This is a genomic window from Arthrobacter sp. PsM3 (assembly GCF_030433895.1).
In the GTDB taxonomy this organism is placed as follows: Bacteria; Actinomycetota; Actinomycetes; order Actinomycetales; family Micrococcaceae; genus Arthrobacter.
The window spans coordinates 1-13,867 of record NZ_JARUXE010000064.1 but is presented as its reverse complement, the minus strand read 5'-3'; the positions used below and the strand labels follow the sequence as shown (position 1 = coordinate 13,867).

The 13,867-nt window shown below is 68.9% G+C and carries 14 protein-coding genes and 1 pseudogene; 6 read left to right on the top strand and 9 right to left on the bottom strand.

Annotated features, from left to right (window positions below):
* Together QCD75_RS20575 and QCD75_RS20570 are read left to right on the top strand one after the other, a co-directional pair.
* Positions 1 to 1,133, top strand: a 1,133-nt coding sequence (locus QCD75_RS20575) for an AMP-binding protein (protein ID WP_301231342.1), incomplete at its 5' end; no start/stop codon positions are given.
* A complete protein-coding gene (locus QCD75_RS20570; RefSeq protein WP_301231340.1) occupies positions 1,126 to 2,370 on the top strand; it encodes a thiolase family protein in 1,245 nt (414 codons plus the stop codon). The genes QCD75_RS20575 and QCD75_RS20570, both read left to right, overlap by 8 nt.
* A 117-nt stretch (positions 2,371 to 2,487) precedes the next feature.
* Here QCD75_RS20570 and QCD75_RS20565 read toward each other — a convergent pair whose 3' ends face one another.
* From QCD75_RS20565 to QCD75_RS20555, 3 genes and pseudogenes are all read right to left on the bottom strand, one after another.
* Positions 2,488 to 3,198 carry an energy-coupling factor transporter transmembrane component T family protein gene (locus QCD75_RS20565; protein ID WP_301231339.1) on the bottom strand — a complete coding sequence of 237 codons (711 nt, stop codon included), beginning with the start codon at positions 3,196 to 3,198 and terminating at the stop codon, positions 2,488 to 2,490.
* A pseudogene (locus QCD75_RS20560) lies at positions 3,195 to 3,875 on the bottom strand (energy-coupling factor ABC transporter ATP-binding protein); the annotation flags it as partial. The pseudogene QCD75_RS20560 and the gene QCD75_RS20565, both read right to left, overlap by 4 nt.
* Positions 3,876 to 3,973: 98 nt before the next feature.
* On the bottom strand, positions 3,974 to 4,669 hold the full coding sequence (locus QCD75_RS20555) for a biotin transporter BioY (RefSeq protein WP_301231337.1): 696 nt from the start codon (positions 4,667 to 4,669) through the stop codon (positions 3,974 to 3,976).
* A gap of 322 nt (positions 4,670 to 4,991) precedes the next feature.
* Between QCD75_RS20555 and QCD75_RS20550 the strand changes: the two genes are divergently transcribed.
* Positions 4,992 to 6,590 (top strand): ABC-F family ATP-binding cassette domain-containing protein, encoded by a 1,599-nt coding sequence (locus tag QCD75_RS20550; protein WP_301231336.1) that lies wholly within the window; start codon positions 4,992 to 4,994, stop codon positions 6,588 to 6,590.
* A gap of 46 nt (positions 6,591 to 6,636) precedes the next feature.
* Here QCD75_RS20550 and QCD75_RS20545 read toward each other — a convergent pair whose 3' ends face one another.
* Genes QCD75_RS20545 through QCD75_RS20530 form a run of 4 tightly spaced genes read right to left on the bottom strand, consistent with a single transcriptional unit; the run spans position 6,637 to position 8,729 of the window.
* Complete coding sequence (locus QCD75_RS20545; RefSeq protein WP_301231335.1) at positions 6,637 to 7,113, bottom strand: YbaK/EbsC family protein; 477 nt, start codon at positions 7,111 to 7,113, stop codon at positions 6,637 to 6,639.
* 3 nt (positions 7,114 to 7,116) lie between these two features.
* On the bottom strand, positions 7,117 to 7,995 hold the full coding sequence (locus tag QCD75_RS20540; RefSeq protein WP_301231334.1) for an SURF1 family cytochrome oxidase biogenesis protein: 879 nt from the start codon (positions 7,993 to 7,995) through the stop codon (positions 7,117 to 7,119).
* Positions 7,996 to 8,244, bottom strand: a complete 249-nt coding sequence (locus tag QCD75_RS20535) for a hypothetical protein (RefSeq protein WP_301231333.1) — start codon at positions 8,242 to 8,244, stop codon at positions 7,996 to 7,998.
* On the bottom strand, positions 8,241 to 8,729 hold the full coding sequence (locus tag QCD75_RS20530; RefSeq protein ID WP_301231332.1) for a DUF3099 domain-containing protein: 489 nt from the start codon (positions 8,727 to 8,729) through the stop codon (positions 8,241 to 8,243). The genes QCD75_RS20535 and QCD75_RS20530 overlap by 4 nt, the downstream gene beginning before the upstream one ends.
* A 152-nt stretch (positions 8,730 to 8,881) precedes the next feature.
* On the opposite strand from QCD75_RS20530, the gene fabG reads away from it, so the two are divergent.
* Positions 8,882 to 9,607 carry a 3-oxoacyl-ACP reductase FabG gene (gene fabG, locus QCD75_RS20525; RefSeq protein ID WP_301231331.1) on the top strand — a complete coding sequence of 242 codons (726 nt, stop codon included), beginning with the start codon at positions 8,882 to 8,884 and terminating at the stop codon, positions 9,605 to 9,607.
* Positions 9,608 to 9,806: 199 nt separating this feature from the next.
* Here fabG and QCD75_RS20520 read toward each other — a convergent pair whose 3' ends face one another.
* Positions 9,807 to 11,672 carry an HNH endonuclease signature motif containing protein gene (locus QCD75_RS20520; protein ID WP_301231330.1) on the bottom strand — a complete coding sequence of 622 codons (1,866 nt, stop codon included), beginning with the start codon at positions 11,670 to 11,672 and terminating at the stop codon, positions 9,807 to 9,809.
* Positions 11,673 to 11,975: 303 nt separating this feature from the next.
* Between QCD75_RS20520 and QCD75_RS20515 the strand changes: the two genes are divergently transcribed.
* On the top strand, positions 11,976 to 12,395 hold the full coding sequence (locus QCD75_RS20515; RefSeq protein WP_301231329.1) for an Hsp20/alpha crystallin family protein: 420 nt from the start codon (positions 11,976 to 11,978) through the stop codon (positions 12,393 to 12,395).
* Between the two features lie 99 nt (positions 12,396 to 12,494).
* Here QCD75_RS20515 and QCD75_RS20510 read toward each other — a convergent pair whose 3' ends face one another.
* Positions 12,495 to 12,860 carry a DUF5655 domain-containing protein gene (locus tag QCD75_RS20510; RefSeq protein WP_301231327.1) on the bottom strand — a complete coding sequence of 122 codons (366 nt, stop codon included), beginning with the start codon at positions 12,858 to 12,860 and terminating at the stop codon, positions 12,495 to 12,497.
* Between the two features lie 207 nt (positions 12,861 to 13,067).
* Between QCD75_RS20510 and QCD75_RS20505 the strand changes: the two genes are divergently transcribed.
* Positions 13,068 to 13,820, top strand: a complete 753-nt coding sequence (locus tag QCD75_RS20505) for an SDR family oxidoreductase (RefSeq protein WP_301231325.1) — start codon at positions 13,068 to 13,070, stop codon at positions 13,818 to 13,820.
* Positions 13,821 to 13,867 lie beyond the last annotated feature (47 nt).

Sequence of the window (13,867 nt, the reverse complement as noted above, 5' to 3'; positions counted from 1 at the left end):
CCCCCCCCCCCCCCCCCCCGGGCCCGGGGGACGGGCTGAAACTCGTCGACGGGGCGCCGGACACTCCCTTCCTGATCGGCCTTACCTCCGGCACCACATCCGTCCCCAAGGCCTTTACCCGCTCGCGGCGTTCCTGGCGGCTGTCCTTCGACGCGTCGGTCGAATTTTTTGGCCTGGCCGCGGATGACAGGACCCTGGCGCCCGGGCCCCTCGCGGCCAGCCTGAACCTCTACGCCCTGGCAGAGTGCCTGTACGCCGGCTCGGAATTCCACACCCTGGCCCGCTTCGATGTCGGCGACGCGCACGCCGCGGTCAGCCACGACGGCATCACCCGGCTGGTCCTCGTGCCCACAATGCTCCGTCTCCTCAGCGAACGGGGTCTAAGCGGCGGGGTCGACGCCTCGGGCATCCGGAGCATCATCTGCGCCGGTTCAAAGCTCGACGCCCGGACCCTGGAAGCCGCCCGCCGATGGGCACCCAACGCGACCATCTTCGAGTACTACGGCGCCTCGGAACTCAGCTTCGTCTCCGGCGCTGGCCTCCCGCCGGGCCAGCCGCCGGAGCAGCGCGGCACCGGCATCGGGAAGCCGTTTCCCGGCGTCGACATCCGCATCCTCGACGACGACGGCGCCCAGCTGCCCGACGGCACGGACGGCAACATCTGCGTTCGCAGCGGAATGGTCAGCGACGGCTACCTCTGGGGCGACGACGGCCGGGCCCTGCAGAGCTTCGACGGCTGGCACACCGTAGGGGACCAGGGCTACCTCGAGGGCGGGATCCTGCACATGCTGGGCCGCCGCTCGGACATGATCATCACCGCAGGCACCAACGTCTACCCGCATGAGGTCGAGCTGGCTTTAGCCTCCGTCCCCGGCGTGGCCGCCGCCGTCGCCGCAGGCCGCGCGGACGATCTCCGCGGCCAGAAGGTCATCGCCGGTATTGTCCCCTCGCACGGCGGATTGACCGCCACCCAGCTGAAGGCCGGGGTCGAGGACGTGCTGGCCCGCAACAAGCGGCCCATGGAATACTTCGTCCTGGCCGGGCTTCCGCTGACGGACCGCGGCAAGCTCAGCCGGGAACTGCTGCTCGACTGGATTGACCGCAACGACCCCCGGGTCCGGCGCCTTGTCTGAGCGGCAGCCCTGGGCCCTGCCCGGGGACCGGCAGCCGGTCATCATCGCCGCACGCCGGACCCCGATCTGCCGCGCCCACGGTGCGCTCAAGTCCGTGCCCGCCCACGGGCTGCTCGCCCCCGTGCTCCGCGAACTCCTCACCGAACTTCGCAGCGGGGACGGCGTGCCCCCGGTGTCCGTGACGGACGTGGTGATTGGCAACGCCGTCGGCGGCGGCGGCAACGTGGCCCGGCTCGCCGCCCTCGAAGCCGGGCTGCCCGTCAGCGTCCCCGGCCTGACCGTGGACCGACAGTGCGGCTCTGGACTGGACGCGATCGTGCTGGCCTCCAGGCTCGTGGCCGCCGGGGGCGATGGCCTGTACCTGGCTGGCGGAGTGGAGAGCATCAGCACCGCACCAATGCGCGCCCGCCGGGACACGGACGGGGTCCCGGCATTCTTCGCCCGCGCGCAGTTCTCACCCCTGGCCCTCGGGGATCCGGACATGGGGGTCGCCGCCGAAAATGTGGCCACCCGCTGCGGGATCAGCCGGGAGCGGCAAGACGGGTTCGCGCTGCGCAGCCACCGGCGCGCCCTCGCTTCCGCCGCCGCAGGGTTCTTCGATGCCGAAATCGTCCCGCTCCGCGGCGGTCCCGGTTCGGACGGTCCACCCGTAGTCAGTGCCGACGACGGGGCCGGCCTGGTCAGCGCCGACGACGGGCCGCGCCGCGGCCTCACCGGGGCCGTGCTCGCCCGTTTTCCTCCCGTGTTTGCCGCGGGCGGCACGGTGACCGCAGGGAACTCCTGCTTCGACGCGGACGGCGCCGCCGCCGTCGTGATCACCACGGTCGAGCGCGCCCGCGCGCTGGGCGCCCGCGACGGCCTCCTGGTGCGGGGCACGGACACGGCGGGCGTGGATCCGCAACTGCTCGGCATCGGGGCGGCCGCCGCCGCGGAACGCCTGCTGGAACGCTGTGGCATGACAGCCGCGGAGCTTGGGCTGGTGGAGTTCAACGAGGCGTTCGCGTCCCAGACCCTTGCATGCCTGGACCGGCTCGGCATCCCCGCGGAACGCGCCAACCTCGACGGCGGCGCCCTGGCCCTGGGGCACGCCTACGGGGCGTCCGGCGCGGTGCTCGTCACCCGGCTGCTGGCGCAGGCCCGCCGCAGCCCGGTCGCCGGCCAGCTGGCCCTGGCAATGATCAGCATCGCCGGGGGAATGGGCACGGCCGCGCTGCTGGAGTACCAGATCCTGTCCTAGCAGCCCTTACGCCGGGGGAGCGGGGGACATGCCCAGTGCCGGGCTCGTCCCCCGGTGGACATGCCCATTCCTGGGCTCAGCCAGTGGACATAGTGGGATTATGTCCCGTGGCCCGGGTCACGGGAGGGCATGTCCCCCGGGGCCGGCTGGCTGCGTGGGCTTCTCGGCCTCGGGCTGGGTCTTGGCTCCGGGACCGGACTGTGTGTCGGTCTCGGCCTCGCCCAGGCCGCGCGCGGCGAGGGCGTCGCCGGTCTGCCGGGCGAAAGCCACGGTGGTGATGAAGACCGGGAGGATCAGGGCGCGGGGGTTGCGTTCCAGGCCGCGGGCCCGGGCGGAATCCCGGACGTCGCTGTACGCACCGGCGATGAACGGGATGCTGCGCAGCATAATGGCAATCGTCAGCGCGAAGCGCTCCGGATCCGCGCCGAAGCGCCGGAACGGCCGCGCAAGGGAAGCCACCCCGTCGAGCAGCCGCTGCACCGGCGTGGTGGCGGTGAGGATCGACGCCGCAACAATGCAGACCAGCACGTTGAGCACAATCCGCGCCGCGGTGGGTCCGCCGAGCTGCCACCACTGGAACAGCCCGATCATCGCCAGGACCGGCAGCACGGGCCGCACCGCCCGGACCAGCCGCCGCAGGCCCGCCCCGCTGATCAGGAACAGGGCGCACATCACGGCCAGGGCTGCGGCCGCGGCGGCCCAGTCCACGATCAGGAAGGACGCCATGCCGCAGCCGAGGACGAGCAGGAACTTCAGCCACAGCGGCGCGCGGTGCAGCGGGGAGGTGCCCGGCACGTAGTTGGCCAGCAGGAATCCGTGGCCGCTCACGGGCGCTCCGGATGCAGCTGCACCGGCTGCAGATTCTCCGGGGCCGGCCGGTGCCCGGCTGCGCCGGAGGCAGGGAGCCCCGCCGCGCAGAGCGCCCGGTAGTGTTCGACGGCGGCGGCCGGGGCGCCGTCGAACACCACCGTGCCGGCGTCGACCACGAGGACCCGGTCCAGGTCCAGGGCGAGCTCAAGGTCGTGGGTGGAGAGGATGACCTGCTGGCTGAGCCCGGCCAGGGTCCGGCGCAGTAGTTCCCGGTTGCGCAGGTCCAGCAGGGTGGACGGCTCGTCCAAGACCAGCACTTCGGGGTCCACAGCTAGGACGGCGGCGAGGGCAAGGAGCTGGCGCTCCCCGCCGGAAAGCTCGTAGATGCTCTGATCGGCCAGTGCCAGCAGCCCGAAACGGTCCAGTGTCGCCTCCGCCTGGCGGCTGCGTTCCCGGCCGTTCCGGACAGACCGCCGGAGCGACAGTTCCACGTCCTCCCGCCCGGTCGGCATCACCAGCTGGGACAGCGGATCCGTGAAGACGAAGCCGACGCGCCGTCGGACCTCCCGCACCGCCCGGACCGTGTCCCACCTGTCCACCGTGACGGTGCCGCTGCTGGGCGCCACGAGCCCGTTGAGGAGCCGCAGCAGGGTGGACTTGCCGGAACCGTTGGCCCCGATCACGCCGATACGCTGCTCGGTGAGCCGCAGGGTCAGCGCCGCCAGCAGCGTCTTGGGCGCGTGGCGGCCGTCGACCGCCACCCGCACCGCAGCCCGGTCCAGCACGATGGTGCTCACGGCCGGTGATCCACCTTGGCGTCGGCGGTGTGTGTGGCGGCCGCCGGGGCGACAGCCGCTCCGGTCCGGACCCGGCGGATCAGCAGATCCGGAAACGCCTTGTGCAGCGCCAGCGCAACGGTCACGGCGAGTGCGTTCTTGATCACATCCCCGGGGTAAAAGACCAGGTCTGCGAGGAACGCCTTGGAGAAGTCCAGCTTCGCGTTGACCATCATGCCGAGGATGCCGAGGCCGTGGACGAAGATGATGCTGCTCAGCATCGCCGCGGCGAAAAGCAGGACCGCGCGGAGCTTGCCGGGACGTCCCGCGGTGCGGCGCAGCACGACGACGGTCAGCCAGCCCACGGCCGCGGCCGCACCCACGAAGCCGATAATGTAGCCCGCCGACGGACCGGCCAGGACGCCGAGCCCGCTGCGCCCGCCGCTGAAGATCGGCAGCCCGGCAAGTCCGAGGAGCACATAGAGCCCGACGGCGGCGAAGGCCCTGCCGGGGCCCAGGGCCAGGCCCGTGAGGATCACGGCGAGCGTCTGCACCGTGATGGGGACCCCCATCCCGCCCACCGGAATGGCGGCAATCAGGGCGGATCCGGCCACGAGCGCGGCGAAGACGGCGATCAGCCCCAGGTCGGTGGCGTTCCAGTGGCTCCGCTGCCGGGCGGGGGTGGCGGCAAGGGTGCCGTCGGTCTTCGTCATGGGAGTTCCAATCGCAAGTAAGTGGGGGACTGCTTCTGATTTCGACTCTACGAGCATGGGGGGAGACGTTTTTTGTAGGTGCCCTACTAAGCAGGGCAGCCCCAGCTGGAGGCCCACACCAAAGGCGCCCGGGCGGGCCCCGGCACTGTCCGGGCCGCGCCGCCGTCGTCCGTCGTTTCCCGCCAGCGGTGGGCGCTTGTCATGAGGCGGATGCTGGACCGGTAGACTTGGAGAGGCCGTTCTCTCGGCCACACTGCCCCGGCCCCCTCCAGATTCCACCGTTGTGCCGCGGCGTTCCCTGTTGTGAAAGGCCTTAGCTGCATTGATTACCGTCCAGGATCTCGAACTGCGCGCCGGCGCCCGCCTCCTTATGGACCAGGTGAGCTTCCGGATCGACAAGGGAGACAAGATCGGCCTTGTGGGCCGTAACGGTGCAGGCAAGACCACACTGACCCGGGTGCTCGCGGGCGAAGGCCTGCCCGCCGGCGGCAAGGTCACGCGCAGCGGCGAGATCGGCTACCTGCCGCAGGATCCCCGGACCCCGGACATGGAGCAGCTGGCCCGTGACCGGATCCTGTCCGCCCGGGGCCTGGACATCGCCGTCAACAAGCTCAAGCAGACCCATGAGGACATGGCCAGCGACGACGCCGAGGTCCAGCGCAAGGCGATGAACCGCTACGACCGGCTCGAGTCCGAGTTCCTGGCCGCCGGCGGCTACGCGGCCGAGGCCGAGGCCGCGGCGATCTGCTCTAACCTGGCGCTCCCGGACCGTCTGCTGAACCAGCCGCTCAAGACCCTTTCCGGTGGTCAGCGCCGCCGTGTGGAGCTGGCCCGGATCCTGTATTCGGACGCCGAAACGATGCTCCTCGATGAGCCCACCAACCACCTCGACGCGGACTCCATCACATGGCTCCGGGAATTCCTGCGGAACCACCAGGGCGGTCTGATCGTAATCAGCCACGACACCGAGCTTCTGGAAGCCACCGTCAACAAGGTGTTCCTGCTGGATCCCAACCGCGCCCAGATCGACTTCTACAACATGGACTGGAAGCGCTACCTCCAGCAGCGCGAAACGGACGAGAAGGCCCGCAAGCGGGAGCGCGCCAACGCGGAGAAGAAGGCCCAGGTCCTCTTTGACCAGGCCAACAAGATGCGCGCCAAGGCCACCAAGGCCGTCGCCGCGCAGAACATGGCCAAGCGTGCCGAGCGCCTGCTTGGCGGACTCGAGGCCGTGCGTGCGACCGACCGCGTGGCTGCCCTGCGCTTCCCGGATCCGTCACCCTGCGGCAAGACCCCGCTCACCGCGGACGGACTCAGCAAGTCCTTTGGCTCGCTGGAGATCTTCACCGACGTGGACCTGGCCATCGACCGCGGCTCCAAGGTGGTCATCCTGGGCCTCAACGGCGCCGGCAAGACCACCCTCCTGCGCATGCTGGCCGGCGTTGACAAGCCGGACACCGGCGAGGTCGTAGCGGGCCACGGCCTGAAGGTGGGCTACTACGCCCAGGAGCACGAGACGCTGGACGTGGACCGCACCGTGCTGCAGAACATGCGCTCCTCCGCCCCGGACATGAACGACGCGGAAGTCCGCAACATCCTGGGCTCGTTCCTGTTCTCGGGCGACGACGTCGACAAGCCCGCCGGTGTGCTGTCCGGCGGGGAGAAGACCAGACTGGCCCTTGCGACCATCGTGGCTTCGAGCGCGAATGTGCTGCTCCTCGACGAGCCCACAAACAACCTCGACCCGGCCAGCCGCGCCGAAATCCTCGGGGCCCTGAGCAACTACACGGGCGCCGTCGTGCTCGTGAGCCACGACGAAGGCGCCGTCGCCGCACTGAACCCCGAGCGCGTCGTGCTGCTGCCCGACGGCATCGAGGATCACTGGAACGAAGACTACCTGGACCTGATTACGCTGGCCTAGTACACCTTGGCTGCCCACGCCACCCGCGCGGACGCCGCCCTCTTCGCTAGCGAACGGGCATCTCCACTGCGCCTGTGATCCGGCGCAGCTCCTCGTAGCTGATGGAGAACATCGAGTGGTGGTCTCCTGCTCCGGCCCAGAGGACCTCGTGGAATTTCAGGGACTCGTCCAGCAGGGTCTTGATCTTTTCCGGATGCCCGACCGGGGCCACGCCGCCTATCTCCTGGCCGGTGTGTTCCAGGACGAACCCGGGGGAGGCACTGCGGATCTTTCCGGTGCCCAGCTGAGCGGCGACCTTCCGCACGTCGACCCTCGCGGCGCCGCTGGCCAGGATCAGCAGCGGTGCGCCCCCGACGTCGAACACGAGGCTGTTGGTGATCGCGGCAACGCCGCAGCCCAGGGCGGCGGCCGCCGCAGCCGCCGTCGGGACTTTTGAGTCAAGGACCGTCACGGTGTCTGCCGCGCCAAGGGCGGAGAGCGCGCGCTTCACCCGGACCACTGGCTCCGAAAACAGTGTGGCCATCCCTCAGAACCCCTGGGCGTCCAGGATGGCGTCTTCTTCTTCCTCGGCGGTCGCGTTCTTCCGCAGACGGGGAACCGGGCGGCGGCGGGCCACCGGGCCGCTGGAGTGCATGAAGCCGCCGTCGGTCTCTGCCGTCTCGGCGTCTTCGGCGTCAATGGCAGCGTTTCGCGCCTGCTGACGGGCCGCGTAACCGAAGCCGATGAACATCAGCACCCCGAAGGCGAACCATTGCAGCGAGTAGGACAGGTGGGTGCCCTCATCGGTGGTCGGCTTGGGGAACGGGAAGGGCATGTCTGCCGCCGCCGGGCTCTCGGACGCGAGCTGGGCGTAGGCGCCGGTCAGCAGGGGGTAGCCCAGCTGGCCGGAATAGGCGGCAAGGTCGATCGAGGCCAGCTGGCCGTCCGGGGCGCCGCGCTGAAGCGCAGGCTCGGCCGGTTTGAGCCGGGCAACAACGGTCACCTGGCCCTGCGGGGGAGCGGGAACCGAATCGGGGCTGCCCGGATTGTTGTTGCCGATCGGCAGCCAGCCGCGGTCGATGACGACGGTCTCGCCCGATTCCACCCGGAAGGGAACCACGACTTCGTAGCCGGGCTGACCGTTGAGCGGCCGGTTGCGGACGATACGCTGCCCGGCGACGTCGTAACTGCCCTTGAGTTCCACCTGGGTCCACTCCCGTTCCGCCGCCAGCGAGCGGAACTGGTCCTTGACCATGGCAAAGGGGACGGGCGTGGCCGAATAGTTGGAGGTGACGCGGTTGATCTCGGCCAGCGTCTCGGCGCGGCGGTCCATCTGCCAGCGGCCCAGTCCGACGCAGGCGGCCGCGAAGACCGCGGCCAGCACCAGGTAGCCGAGCCACTTCCTGGAAAAGAGAAAACGGTACATTCAGCTTGCCCTGCCTGCCGGGTCCAATGCCACGGTGTCCTTCCAGAGCCCGCGGGTCTGCAGATAGTCCTCGAGCCAGGCCCGGTGCTCTCCACAGGCCAGCCAGATCTTGCGTCGTTCGGGGGTGTGGATCTTTGGGTTGTTCCAGAGCAGCTGCCATTCGGCGCCGCTCCGGCACGCTTTGCGGGAGCAGAGAGCTTCCGCCGGTCCGGCTGAGCCGCCGTTCCCGGTAAGGTCAAGAAGGTTCATGATGCTGCCCGTCTGTGGTCGCCATCGTCGTCGTGTCCGCCCGGGGCGCCGCGCTCTTCCGTCGGGACGTCGTCATCCTCGACGAGTTCGCCCTGCAGCAGCGTCAGCGACGGGTCGTCCGACACCGTCTCAGCCGTGTCGCCGGGTTCGGCAGCCGGCGCATCGATCTGCGCCAGCGGTGCGTAATCCAGCAGCGAGTCGGCGTGGACTTCCGCCTTGTCACTGCCGTTGGCGATGACGACGGCAAACCAGGGCAGGAACACGGCCCCGATCACCGGGAGGATCTTCAGCCAGCCATCCACCACAAAAATCAGGATCAGGCACACCATGCGGATCCCCATCGCCACGGCGTACTTGATCATCCGCTGGCGTATCTCTTCGGAGTGTGCGGCGGAGGCGTCCGTAATGCTGTGAACCTCGGAATCACCGGAGGGTAGGTCCGGGTTCCCGGGCACAGGTACACCGGGTCTGTTTTTGAGTGTCAAGGCTGTCAGATCACGCTCCCAAAGCTTAAAGCAATTCTCTCACCATCGGCAGAGCCGCCCAAACGGGGCGGTGCCGGGCGCTAAGATCGGAGGCAGGAAAAATCCCGCCCACAGCGCGGCGCCGTCCCGCCGCAGAATTCCGGAGCTCCACCATGACTGAAACAGCAACCACCGGCCGCAGTGTTCTGATCACCGGCGGAAACCGCGGAATCGGCCTCGCCATCGCCGAAGCCTTCCTCGCCAACGGCGACAAGGTGGCCGTCACCTTCCGCAGCGAATCGGCGCTCCCCGAGGGCATCCTTGGCGTCAAAGCCGACGTCACGGACGAGGCCTCCGTAGACGCCGCATTCACTCAAGTGGAAGCTGCCCATGGCGCAGTCGAGGTACTGGTGGCGAACGCCGGCATCACCAAGGACACCCTTCTGATGCGGATGAGCGAGGATGATTTCACCTCGGTCATCGACACCAACCTCACCGGTGCCTTCCGTGTGATCAAACGGGCGTCCAAGGGCATGATCCGGGCCCGCAAGGGCCGCGTGGTGCTGATTTCCTCCGTCTCCGGCCTCTATGGTGCGCCCGGCCAGATCAACTACTCGGCATCCAAGGCCGGGCTCGTCGGCATCGCACGCTCCCTGACCCGCGAACTGGGTTCCCGCGGCATTACCGCGAACGTGGTGGCTCCCGGCTTCATCAACACCGACATGACGGCAGAACTGCCCGAAGCAACCCAGAAGGACTACCTGTCGAAGGTTCCTGCCGCCCGCTTCGCGGAAGCCTCGGAGGTCGCCAACGTGGTCCGCTGGATCGCGAGCGACGAAGCCGCCTACATCTCCGGCGCCGTCATCCCCGTCGACGGCGGCCTCGGCATGGGTCACTAGCAAACGGGACCTCCACCGTTCCCGTCTAAGACTGGGCATCAACGATTCAATTCGCTGCCGTCGGGCATCCTGCGGGATCCCGAATACCCGGCATTGCTCCAGCGTGCCAAAGTTGCCACAAACCAATTGGCGGACACATCAGGCCCTGGTAGCACCAGGGCGGTGCTACTACCGCGCTGCGACGGCGTGCAGGCGTTGTTCAGGCGAAGTGGCTCAGGAAGGATTCCGGGGCTGGGTCCAGGAGGGACTCTGTCCAGCCCTGGTCGTCCGGGTCTTCCGGCTCGTTGGCGGATAACTCGTGCTCGACTATGAATAGGTACCAGTCCGGGACGGGGTCCTCGGGCAATTCCTGGTCGGGGTCCGGGCCGGGGTCCAGGCCGAAGGGCCCGGCGGGCGGCGGCTCCGGGTGATGGCCCGGATCCGTCGGCGGGCCGTGGTTCAGGCCTGTGTCCAGGCCCGCGTCGGGATCCAAGTCCGTGCCCGCGTCCGTGTCTGTGTCTGTGAACGTGAATGTCTTCGTGTTCGCGCCTGTGGCTGTGGTCAGCAGGCCGTCGGGCCAGTGGGGTGGTTCCCAGTCCTGTTCTTCGCTGGGGTAGTACCGGCCTGTTGGTGAGGTCCATCCGGGTGGTTTGTCTTTACTGGCCCCGGAGGGTGTCCACCCCGAGCCGTGTTTGAGCCGGTGGTGTTTCGGGCAGGGCTGTCCGAGGTTGGAGATCCCGGTGGTCCCTCCGTCGGCCCAGGCCAGGAGATGGTCCGCGTCGTTATCCAGCGAGGCGTTGTTGCAGCCCGGGAACGGGCACTTCCCGTCGCGCAGGCGCAACCACCGCCGCTGGGCTTTCGTGAGGCGGTAGCGGGTCCGGCCGATTTCCAGCGGCGCCCCGTCCCGCGGGTCGGTCAGGACCCGGTAAAAGGACCCGGCACCGTCCGCGATGAGGCGCCGGGCCATCGAGGGCGGGATCGGCCCGTACCCGTCCAGGACCGCCGGCTCCCCGCTCACACCCAGCAGGGACAGGACCGGGACCGTGACCAGGACCTGCGCCCGCGGCGACGGCACACCCCCGCACCCGGCCATCAGGCCCCCGACCTCAAACACGCCCGTGCTCCCGGCACCGGTGCCGCTGTCGACCGTGCCGCCCGCGCTCCCGGGGCTCCCGGTGATGCCGGCGGCGGTGCCGCTCAGAAGCAAGGTAGCGGCGATGTCGGCGCGCAGCTGGGCCAGCGTCCGTGCCTCGCCGGGGCCCTGCAGGGCCCGGGCAGCGGCGGTGGTCCGGTCCCAGATCCCCGCGGCGGTACCGGCCGGCAGATACGCCGAGAACCAGGCCATCCCGTCCCGGTCCGGGAGGAACTCCACCCGCCGGTCCGCGGCACACTTGGTGTGACGTTGTTCGATGCTGGCGGGGTGGTGGCGTTCGCGCCAAACACGGGCTTTGGTCCGGAACCGTCCCGGGACGAGGTCCCCGGCCGGACACCCCCGGGCCGGGTTCGGTGCGTCGGGGTCCAGGAAGTGCGCCTCCAGCCCGGCCGCGGCGGCCCGGTCCAGGTTGGTGGTTTCATCGACCATGACCCGGGCGTGCTGCCAGGAAATCGTCCCGGCCTGCAGCGCCGCCAGGGTCAGAGGCAACGAGCTTGTCAGCTCCTCGGCCACGCCCAGGAACGCGTCCGCGGTCCGTTCGCTGACTGTCAGGACACCGGCGACCTCGGCGGTCATGGCCATCTCCTGGACGGTGTGGCCGTGCGGGGACACCCCCGGGGACGCCAGGGCCCTGGTGGCCTGCACGTACTCCGCGGCCAGCCGCACCTTCAACGCCGCCACACCCGCCTCCAACCGGGCCACCCCGGCCAACGCATCCAGGCAATCATCCGCCAGATCCCGCAACGGATCGATCCCCCGGAACGGATCCGTGTCCCGGACGGCCACCGCATCCCGCAGCGGATCAGCGTCCCGCAGGGCGTCGGGATCCCGGAGCGGGCCGGCGCCGATGAAGGCAGCAAGCGCAGCAGCAGTCGCCGCGACGGCCGCCATGGCCGCCCTGCTCTCCACACTCCAGGATGTGCTGCTTTCCATGCCTTCAGAATAGAAGGAGGCACCGACAAAATTTCGGCATCGGCCGAGTGGCGGTGTGACGCCGAAACTGACCACCCCCCCCGAGGAAAGCCAGTCTGCAAAAGACGGGCGTCCGGGTCGTTGTGCCCCAAAGCTCAGGTTCCCCCGCTGCCGACCACGGCGGGGTCCGCATATCCTGTCCGACCACCCTGGTACGGCACACCATGGGACTTTTTGCCCTTAGCGCCACCGACTCCCGGGTGTGTAATGGGGCTACAACCCCTGACCACACGAAGGCAGGGGCATGGATCCGGGAGGACAATCATGGCTGAACTTAACAAGTGGGTGCCGTCGGACGTGTTGGAGCCGATCAAGCGTTTCCTCGACGGCGACCTGACAATGACACCGTCCATCAAAGTCGAGCAGTTCGTCGACGGCACCACGTTGGTGGTGCGCGCTGAGGTTCCGGGGATCGATCCGGACAAGGACGTCGACGTTTCCGTCAGTGAGGGCATGCTTCACATCAGGGCTGAACGCGAGGAGAAATCCGAGCATAAGAGCAAGGACGGCTACCGCTCGGAGTTCCGCTATGGCTCCTTCACGCGCAGTGTTGCACTGCCGCCCGGTGCCAAGGAAGAGGACATCACCGCCACGTACAAGGACGGCGTTCTTGAGGTGCGCGCGCCGGCACCGGTGACTGCCCCGGACACTACGGCCAAAAAAATCAGGATCGACCACACGTAGCAACAGACGCCCCCGGGCGGGCGGACAGAACCGGTCCGTCCGCCCCGTGATGTCGCCTAGCGGGGCGCCCGCCACCCGCCCCGGGCGCCCGAACCAGTGTCAGTCCGCTGCCGCGCGGGCTTCACGCAGCCATTCGGCAACCTCGGCGTCGAGCTCCTCTTCGTTGTGAAGCTCCAGATGGTGCATCCACAGGCCGGGGGAGGGATTCACCACCTCCTTGAACCTGGCGGAGTCGATGCGCCGCGGCAAGGCAATCGACAGCACGGCGGGCACTTCGGAAGCCAGATAGCGGCCGGGCCACCAGACGTACGCGTAGCCGCGCCTGCCACGGAAGGCCACCTGGCTTTTCGTTGCCCGGGTCGCCGGCGGGGTGGACGCCGCCAGCATCCTCTCCACCGCCCGGAACAGTTCCAGGCCGCGGGGGGAGCCGCTGAAGACCAGCTCCGGGGTGGATTCCTTGCTCACGCCCCGCGGCAACGCGTCTCGTGACACACAGCCTCCCGGCGACTGCCGCGCGGACCTTCCATGCCGGCGAGCGTACCCCCGCTGGCCGGGCCGCCACTAGGCTGCCGTGGCTTCTTTGTGGAACACGAACAACGGAAAACCACTGCGCCGCTGGCATGATGGACTGCAGACCCACCGTTTTTGGACGTTTGGAACAAAGGAGCTCGTATGGGACTGCTGGACAACAAGACCGCAATCGTGACCGGTTCATCGAGGGGCATCGGCGCTGAAGTCGCCAAGTTCCTCGCCGCCGAGGGCGCCGCCGTCGTCGTCAACTACCGCCAGAAGGCACCCCGCGCCAACAAGGTTGTGGCGGAGATCGAGGCGGCCGGCGGCCGTGCCGCTGCCGTCGGGGCCGACCTCACCACCCAGGAAGGCGTCCAGGCCCTGGCCAGCGCCGCGATGGAGAACTTCGGCTCGCTCGACGTCCTGGTCCTCAACGCCTCCGGCGGGATGGAATCCGGCATGGCGGAGGACTACGCGCTCAAGCTCAACCGCGACGCGCAGGTCAACATGCTCAACGCTGCCGTGCCGCTGATGCCCGAGGGCTCCCGCGTGGTCTTCGTGACGAGCCACCAGGCCCACTTCATCAACACGGTGCCCACCATGGAGAACTACGAGCCGGTGGCACGCAGCAAGCGCGCCGGGGAGGACGCACTCCGCGAACTCATTCCGAACCTTGCCGAGAAGGGCATCTCCCTGGTCGTCGTCTCCGGCGACATGATTGAGGGCACCGTCACCGCCACCCTGCTGGACCGCTCCAACCCGGGCGCCATCGAGGCCCGCCGCGCCGAGGCCGGACGCTTGTACTCGGTCAAGGAGTTCGCCGCGGAGGTCGCCAAGATGGTTACCGCCGACGTCGAGAGCGGCCACACCGAGTACGTCGGCGGCGCGGACTACTTCGATAAGAGCAACAACTAAGCGTCAGCGGTATCGACGGATCACACGGAAGGCCGGGGCGGTTGCCC